Genomic DNA, 7,382 nt, shown 5'->3' on the forward strand with positions numbered 1-7,382 from the left:
AGGAAAAGGGTCGGACGCTACTGCGGGATGCTGGCAGCTTGTTGCCCGATTCCGGCTGCGCTACTCTGCCGCACGCTGGGCCCACCATCTACACGGACCATTACATGACAGGTACTCGCCGCATCGCAGCCGTCGCGGCCCTTTCGCTCCTGCCGGGCGTGCTGCATGCCCAGAACGGGCGCTTCGAGGAGAGACGCACGCTGCGCGAGCAGGTGCAGGGACTCACGGTCGCGGAAACACGCACGCTCACCGAGGCCGTCACGCGCCTCGAAGCCATTCTGCTGAGCAACCCCGCCGTCCGCACGCCGCCGGCAGGCGTCTGCACACGACTGCATACGTTCATCCCGGAGCACATCGTCGGTGAGCGGGCGACCATGGCGGTCAGCGTACAGATCCCGATCAGCTTCGAGGACGGTGTGTGCCACAACATCAGCAATGGTGGCATCACCCTGACCATCAATGATCCGCGCGCCCTGTTCGCCGGCAGCAGCGACGCGGACGTCAGCACCGGCGTCTTCCTGCTGCCGCAGCGGGTGTCGGGTCAGCCCCCGGTCGTGGAGTACACCGATGGTCGCAACCGCTACCTCCTTCTGACCCGGCGCGGCGCTGACCCGCTGCTGCCGGTCACGACCGAACAGTTCCTCCGCAACAGGATCCGCGAAGTCGAGGCAGCGCGCGACAGCGCCCGGTCCATGTCCGTCGACGCTCTGCTTCCGGACGTCGAGCGCTGGCGGCAGGAGGAGAAGCCCAGGATGCAGCGCGAGTTCGAGGCGAACCTCCGCGAGATGCAGGACCTTGTCAGTGCGGAGGAACTGCAGCGGATGCGCCAGAACTTCGATCAGTTCCTCGCCTCGACAGAGGAGACGCTGCGCGCCATGGCCGGTACCCGACCGCTCGGCGACTCGCTCCGGTCATCCGCCCTTCACACGACGCAGCAGGAGCTCGACCGGCTGCAGGCCATCCTCCAGGGCCTGGATGCGTCAGGCCGCGCAGCGCCCGCCTGCCTCGATCTCGAACAGCCACTGGAGCTGGGTGCCTGCACGGACATGAACCGCCTTGTGCGCGCCAACCCGCGCTACTTCGACGCGGCCGCGTCCAGGGGTGCCATTCAGCTGCTGGTCGTGCGTGCACCGCTGCACGTTGCTGAAGATCCGCGACACACGGAGCTGCGAACACGCTTGTTCGATCTGCTCGACCGGACGGGACTGCAGGCGCTGCTCGCCCAATAACGCGAGCAGCTCGGATGGGTTCTGTGCAAGGGATGCCGCTCGTGTGCGGCCGTATGCCCGGGGTGGGGGTCGAACCCACACGGCCTCGCGGCCCGAGGATTTCAAGTTTGTCGGAGCGGGGTAGCGACGTTCCGTTGTAGGACACACATAATGGTATATCAAGGACTTATCGGCATTCGTCGTCAGAGACTCGCGGGAACAGTGCGGACGACTTAACAAACCCCGCGATGAACCCCATGGTGAGTTGCGGGCCATTGGGTACGAGTGGACGGTCTGGCCGGGAGCGGACTACATGAGTGATCGGTATGGTGGCCGCCGTCATGGCCCTTGAGGAGAGCCGACAGGTAATGTAGAGGAGAGGGCGCGGGCTTCGGTTCGCGCCCTTCTCGTCGTAGCAGCAGAGAGGAGCCTTAGTGTCCGACACTTCGCCGAATTACATTGAAGGCCCCCGCACCCATCTCGTTCCCGGAGGCCGACGATGGCACCCACGCCACCTGCTACACGCTACCAAGCGCTACGCATAAGAATTCGCAGTCGCTGGCGCCGAACCTCATACCTCGTTCGCACGGGCTTACGGGAGTCCCGGCGCGAAATGCGGATGCGCTACGGGCGAATTCCTTCCATCATGCTCGCGCTCGGCACGGCGATGCTTATGCTGGGTCTCGTGCTTTACGTTGCGGACACGTATGGCCCTCAATTGGCTACGAGTCTCGTAGCGACCGCAGCGGCCCTCGCCAGCGCCTTCGCAGCCGTGTACATGGCCAAGACTTCTGCTGCGTCCGTGGAGTTGCTGAACATTGAGCGCCGAAAGCTACAGGCTGCCCCCATCGAACTCGCAGAACGTATCGATTATCCGCTCGAACGTTTAGAGGGCTGCGCGGCTATACTCCAACACTCGCCGCCCGAAGAACTCAGAAATAGGACCGTTCTTGTCGCCTTACGCGAGGTCAAGTCTTTGCAGGACCTTGCGCGGGAGCTGCAACCATTGATTCGGGTGGGCGCCCCACGCCTGAGTGTCTACCTGATACGTCTGGATCGGATCTGCGCCGTGCTACTTCGCTACGACGGCTTACGGGCGCGAAAACACATGAGGAGCTTTTCGCAAACTCTACTACGCGTCATTGAGAGCGCCGATTTAGTAGAAAAGGACGCGCTGACGGCTGGTCATGGCGACCGGGAAGGTCGGCGGGGATATTTCAGTCGGCAACGCCATCGAAAGTGGGTCGTGGCCGATCATCTTGGGCGCCACAACCTCAGCTAAGCGTGTGCTTGGCAACTCAATAAACTTGCAGAGTCGGCAGGCTAGTGATTGACGATTGGGACTACAGGAAGCCTCCCATCTGGCCGATTAACTTCGCGCTCATAGTGTGGGACCTGCTGCACCATGGGAACCCGGAGGCATGTGTCCGACATGTGGACGAGATACTTAGCGCCGTTCTTGAGCGAATCGACACTGCAACATGTTTCGAAGGGCCTCTAGCGTACCCGGCGCACAGGGTGTTGGTTGCCCGGCAGTACTTACGTAGTGGCCGTCCCGACCTGATAGGTGCCGCCCGTAAGGAGCTAGAGTTGGCGCTTGACGAGTGGGACAGCTTAACGAATTAGAACGTCGTATACGTTGGGTCTGTCACATAGAACTCTACGAAGGTTTCCGGATAGTAGTGTGGCTCCGCCGTACGCGTGACCTGAACAATCTTGGCCAGCGTTAGGACACGGTTAGCGCCGTCCATTCGGTCAAAGCCTCCCGCGCCCGTCTCATCCTCCCAGACGCCAACATACGGGTATACGCCGTTCTCTACGCGGTACTGGTAATCGAACGTGAGGAGCAATTCCCATTGCGTGTTGTAGGTGTCGCTGCGTCTCGGGAGCGTAAGCCATAGCCAGCGGCGCGGGCGAGCATCCCGCGACGGACGCTGAACGAGAACGTTACCGCCAACAGACTCGCGCACCTTCACGCGTCGGCGCTCCGGGTAGTCCACGCCGGGCGGAGGGAGTAGTACGTCAACAGCGCCGTGAAGGTGAAGGAGGCGGTTGGGCACGCTAGCCTCCAAACGACCATCGGCTACGCTCATCTGATTCCGGAGCATCTGCGCTCGTTGCTCGAGGAGACGCCGCGTAAGAGGAAGGCGGCACAGTGAATCGGCCCAACAAACCCAAATGAACCCCATTGGCGGGGTTTACGGAGGAAAGCGAAGCGGCGCAAAAGCCCGAAAGCCCTTGCGCCGCACCGATGCCCGGAGAGGGGGTCGAACCCTCACGGTCTTACGACCCGGAGATTTTAAGTCCCCTGCGTCTGCCATTCCGCCACCCGGGCGACGCGAAAAGATAGCGTCGCCCGGTCGCTGCCGCCTAGTCTCAGACCACAGCAAGGGTGCCGCTTAGCCGGCACCCGCAGCTCACCCCTACTGCACCGTGAACGGGATCTCCACCGTGCCGATGCGCTCCTCGCTCCCGGCATCGACGAGCGCGACGGTAAAGTTCACCGACGGGATGTCCAGGTCCTCGACATCCTCGAAGTACAGGAAGCCCGTGATGCGGCCGCCCGGCTCGAGCACGCCCTCCGGCAGCGCCATGCTGATCATGTCCGTCGTCGGCAGCTCGACGTTGATCGAGGCGGGCACGAAGCGGTCGTAGTAGGCGCGATCGTAGAAGAACGCACCGGTGAACGGATCGTAGAGCGGGTAGTAGCGCGACAGGTAGGGGGCGATGAGGAACCCTGTGCCCCTGAACCTGACGTCGACGTTCTCCGCGACATCGCCCTCGACACGATACGGAGGAATCGCGTTGAAGGTCTCGCCATTCGGGGCGACGAGCTGCATCTCGTTGTAACGGAGGCGCAATGGACGCTCACCGTTGTTGCTGATCTCGACCAGCAGCGGGATCGATTCCGCCTCGAGGTGTTTCGGTACGCCGTTCCACGCGCCGGCACGCGCTTCGACAGTCACACCTTCCACCGTGGCAGTCGCACCGCTGCCGCGTCCGGGTGGCGCCGCCTGCGCACCCGGCGCGGGTGCGAGGTCGGGTCGGTTTCCACTGCAGGCGATCAGGGATACTGCTGCAAGGGCGGAAAGGACGGATCGGTGATACATGATTCCCTCCTGGCCGTAGTACTGGCCGTTTCACCGCGGGTGAGGCCAGTCAGCGCAAGAGGAAGTCCCCGGGCGTGAATGCGCGGGACAGTAGCGCCCCGCGCACGTCAGGTGTGCATGCTTCTCAGGTTTTGGCCGCCGCCGGCCGTCCACTCTGCGCACTCGCCGCACGCCCGATCCGGACGTTGCCGCTCACGCGCCCTCCCTCGTCCATCTTGAAGCGAACCGCGTCGATATCCCCCTCGACGTCGCAGGTCGCGTGCAGCTCGAGCCGACCGGTCGTCGTGATCCCGCCGCGCACGCGACCGCCGATGATCGCGTCCCGGGCCTTGATGTCACCGTCGACCACCGCCTGCGGGCCCATCACGACGCCCTGCGTCGCATCGACGTTGCCCTTCAGGTTGCCTTCGATGCGCAGCGTGCCATCCACGGTGATGTTGCCCGTGATCGTCATCCCCTCGCCGATCAGCGAGACCGGCGCGCCATCCCTCGACGATGGCCGCGCAGTCGACGCCTCAGCCGCAGCGTCTTCACGTTCGCTTCTGCCAAACATTCAATGCTCCTCCCAGGTTGATGCATGCGGCCGCGCCGCGACGGGAGCTTGGCCGCGTCGGAGCACGGGCGCGAGCGACAGCGCGCACGAGCAACGGCAACTGGCCCCTCTCCGGCTGCTGCGCCAACGCCCGCCCGGTGCGGCTGAACTGCCCGCACCGGTACTACTGCCTTACGCCCGCCGCCGCCGCGCGCAGCGAGCGGATGTTCTCCGCCACACTCGCCTGCTCGTTGTACACGGCGGCGCCCGCGACCAGTGCGGTCGCGCCTGCGGCCACGACTTCTCCGGCGGTCTTCGGTCCGATCCCGCCGTCCACCTCGATCTCGACGGACCACAGGCTGCGCTCGTCCAGCATGCTGCGCAGCTTCGCGATCTTGGCGGCGCTGGTCGGGATGTAGCGCTGCCCGCCGAAGCCGGGATTGACGCTCATGATCAGCACGAGATCGACGTACGGCAGGATCTCCTCCAGCACGCTGACGGGCGTATGCGGATTCAGTGACACGCCGGGATGCACGTCGCGCGAACGGATGTGCTCGAGCAGCCGGTGCAGGTGCGTGACCGCCTCGTAGTGCACCGTGAGCCAGTTCGCGCCCGCGTCGATGAACGCGTCGACGAGCTGTTCCGGCTTCTCGATCATGAGGTGCACGTCGAGTGGCAGCTCCGTTACCCGTCGTACTGCCTTCACGACCGGCGGCCCGATCGTAAGGTTGGGCACGAAGTGGCCGTCCATGACGTCGACGTGGATCCAGTCCGCGCCGCCCGCCTCGGCCTCGGCGATGCCGTCGGCGAGGCGGGCAAAGTCTGCGGACAGGATGGAGGGCGCGATCTTGATGGCGTCTTCGCGGTTCATCAGGCGGAGCCGCTACGCAATGGAGGCTGCGTAGATGCCGCCGATCGCCTCGTCCAGCGTACGGTTGAACTCGTCGTCGCTCTGGTCCGCGCGCAGCCCTTCCGTGAGAGCGCGCGAGAAGCTGGCGATCACGCCCGGATTGCGCGCGAGCCTCTCGTTCGCCTCTTCGCGGCTGTAGCCGCCGGAGAGCGCGACCACCTTGAGCATGCGCGGATGCTCGACCACCGGCCGGTAGAAGTCCGCTTCGTCCGGAATCGTGATCTTGAGCATCACGTACTGGTCGTCCGACAGCCTGTTCAGCCCCTCGAGGACCGCGTCGCGCAGGATCGCCTCGGCCTCGGCCTTGTCCGGTGCGTGGATGTCGATCTCGGGCTCGAGGATCGGCACCAGTCCGGCCGCGAGCACCTGGCGACCGACCTCGAACTGCTGATCGACATTGGCCTGGATGCCCTTGCGATCCGCGCGCTTGATGAAGGAGCGCTCCTTGGTGCCGAATACGCCCTTCTCACGACCGCGTGCCAGCAGCGCATCGAGGCCAGGCATGGGCTTCATGAGCTGCACGCCGTCCTCTTCCGCTGCGAGCCCCTTGTCGATCTTGAGGAAGGGAACGATGCCCTTCTCCTCCCAGAGGTAGCGGGCACTGCCCTTCCCGTTCACGTCGCGGTCCATCGTGTTCTCGAAGAGAATCGCGCCGATGATGCGGCTGTCGAAGGCCGGACTCGTCATGATGCGGGTCCGCATCTCGTGGATGCGGTCGAACATCTCCGACTCGTTGCCGTACGCGTCCTCGCCGACGCCGTACGCCTTCAGCGCCTTGGGCGTGCTGCCCCCGCTCTGGTCGAGCGCGGCAATGAAGCCGTCGCCTTCACGGATCTTCTCGAACATCTCCCTGTTCACGCTCGCCTCCTGTGCGATCCTGCGTTCATGGCCCGGCCCCGCTGCGAGAGCGATCCCCTGCTCCACCGCAGACGCATCCGGATATCAAGAGACCTGCCTCAGCGCGCCGGACGTTCCATCACCTGCACACCGTCGGCACCCGCAATCACTGCAACATCCGCCATTCCGAGAAACAGCCCCGTCTCGACGATGCCGGGCCGTGCACGCAGCGCGCGCTCGACCATTGCCGCGTCCGTCATGCCTCCATCGAAACGGAGGTCCACGATGTAATGACCGCCGTCCGTCACGAACGGCCCACCATCACGCTCCCGCAACTCCGGCCGTGCACCGAGTGACTCGAAAAACGGCAGCAGCGCGCGCGCGCCGAACGGCACGACTTCGACCGGCAGCGGCGCCTTCTGACCGAGCCGCTGAACCAGCTTCGAGTCGTCCGCCACGATGACGAGCCGGCCGGCCGCGTGTTCGACGATCTTCTCCCACAGCAGCGCACCACCGAGCCCCTTGATGAGGTCGAGCTGCGGATCGATCTCGTCCGCGCCATCGATCGCCAGGTCGAGGCTGACGATGTCGTCGAGCGTCGCCAGCGGGATACCGAGCGAGCGGGCCTGCTCTTCCGTCGCGCGCGACGTCGGGACCGCGACGATGTCGCGCAGCGAGCCGTCACGCAGCCTGCCACCGACGATGTCAACGACATGCCACGCGGTCGAGCCGGTGCCGAGTCCGAGACGCATCCCGGACCGGACGTATTCGACCGCGCGCTCGGC

The 7,382-nt window shown here is 64.7% G+C and carries 7 protein-coding genes and 1 tRNA gene; 2 read left to right on the forward strand and 6 right to left on the reverse strand.

What is annotated here, in order from left to right:
- Positions 1–104: 104 nt before the first annotated feature.
- Together VFU06_06285 and VFU06_06290 are read left to right on the forward strand one after the other, a co-directional pair.
- A complete protein-coding gene (locus VFU06_06285; protein ID HEU5209003.1) occupies positions 105–1,229 on the forward strand; it encodes a hypothetical protein in 1,125 nt (374 codons plus the stop codon).
- Positions 1,230–1,821: 592 nt separating this feature from the next.
- Positions 1,822–2,490 carry a hypothetical protein gene (locus VFU06_06290; protein ID HEU5209004.1) on the forward strand — a complete coding sequence of 223 codons (669 nt, stop codon included), beginning with the start codon at positions 1,822–1,824 and terminating at the stop codon, positions 2,488–2,490.
- Between the two features lie 970 nt (positions 2,491–3,460).
- On the opposite strand, the gene VFU06_06295 is transcribed toward VFU06_06290, so the two are convergent.
- The 6 genes from VFU06_06295 to rpiA form a co-directional block, all read right to left on the reverse strand.
- A tRNA-Leu gene (locus VFU06_06295) sits at positions 3,461–3,543 on the reverse strand.
- Between the two features lie 88 nt (positions 3,544–3,631).
- A complete protein-coding gene (locus tag VFU06_06300) occupies positions 3,632–4,318 on the reverse strand; it encodes a hypothetical protein (GenBank protein HEU5209005.1) in 687 nt (228 codons plus the stop codon).
- 124 nt (positions 4,319–4,442) lie between these two features.
- Entirely contained in the window at positions 4,443–4,871 is a 429-nt protein-coding gene (locus VFU06_06305) for a polymer-forming cytoskeletal protein (protein ID HEU5209006.1), read from the reverse strand.
- Between the two features lie 163 nt (positions 4,872–5,034).
- Positions 5,035–5,721 (reverse strand): ribulose-phosphate 3-epimerase, encoded by a 687-nt coding sequence (gene rpe / locus VFU06_06310; protein ID HEU5209007.1) that lies wholly within the window; start codon positions 5,719–5,721, stop codon positions 5,035–5,037.
- Positions 5,722–5,733: 12 nt separating this feature from the next.
- Entirely contained in the window at positions 5,734–6,618 is an 885-nt protein-coding gene (locus VFU06_06315; GenBank protein ID HEU5209008.1) for a fructose bisphosphate aldolase, read from the reverse strand.
- Positions 6,619–6,716: 98 nt separating this feature from the next.
- Positions 6,717–7,382, reverse strand: a 666-nt coding sequence (gene rpiA / locus VFU06_06320) for a ribose-5-phosphate isomerase RpiA (protein ID HEU5209009.1), incomplete at its 5' end; no start/stop codon positions are given.

Source organism: Longimicrobiales bacterium (genome assembly GCA_035764935.1).
GTDB lineage: Bacteria > Gemmatimonadota > Gemmatimonadetes > Longimicrobiales > RSA9 > DASTYK01.

Coding starts and splice junctions, on each gene's coding strand:
- VFU06_06290 (HEU5209004.1), top strand. CDS start 1,822: ATGCGGATGCGCTACGGGCGAATTCCTTCCATCATGCTCGCGCTCGGC.
- rpe (HEU5209007.1), bottom strand. CDS start 5,721: ATGAACCGCGAAGACGCCATCAAGATCGCGCCCTCCATCCTGTCCGCA.
- VFU06_06305 (HEU5209006.1), bottom strand. CDS start 4,871: ATGTTTGGCAGAAGCGAACGTGAAGACGCTGCGGCTGAGGCGTCGACT.
- VFU06_06285 (HEU5209003.1), top strand. CDS start 105: ATGACAGGTACTCGCCGCATCGCAGCCGTCGCGGCCCTTTCGCTCCTG.
- VFU06_06300 (HEU5209005.1), bottom strand. CDS start 4,318: ATGTATCACCGATCCGTCCTTTCCGCCCTTGCAGCAGTATCCCTGATC.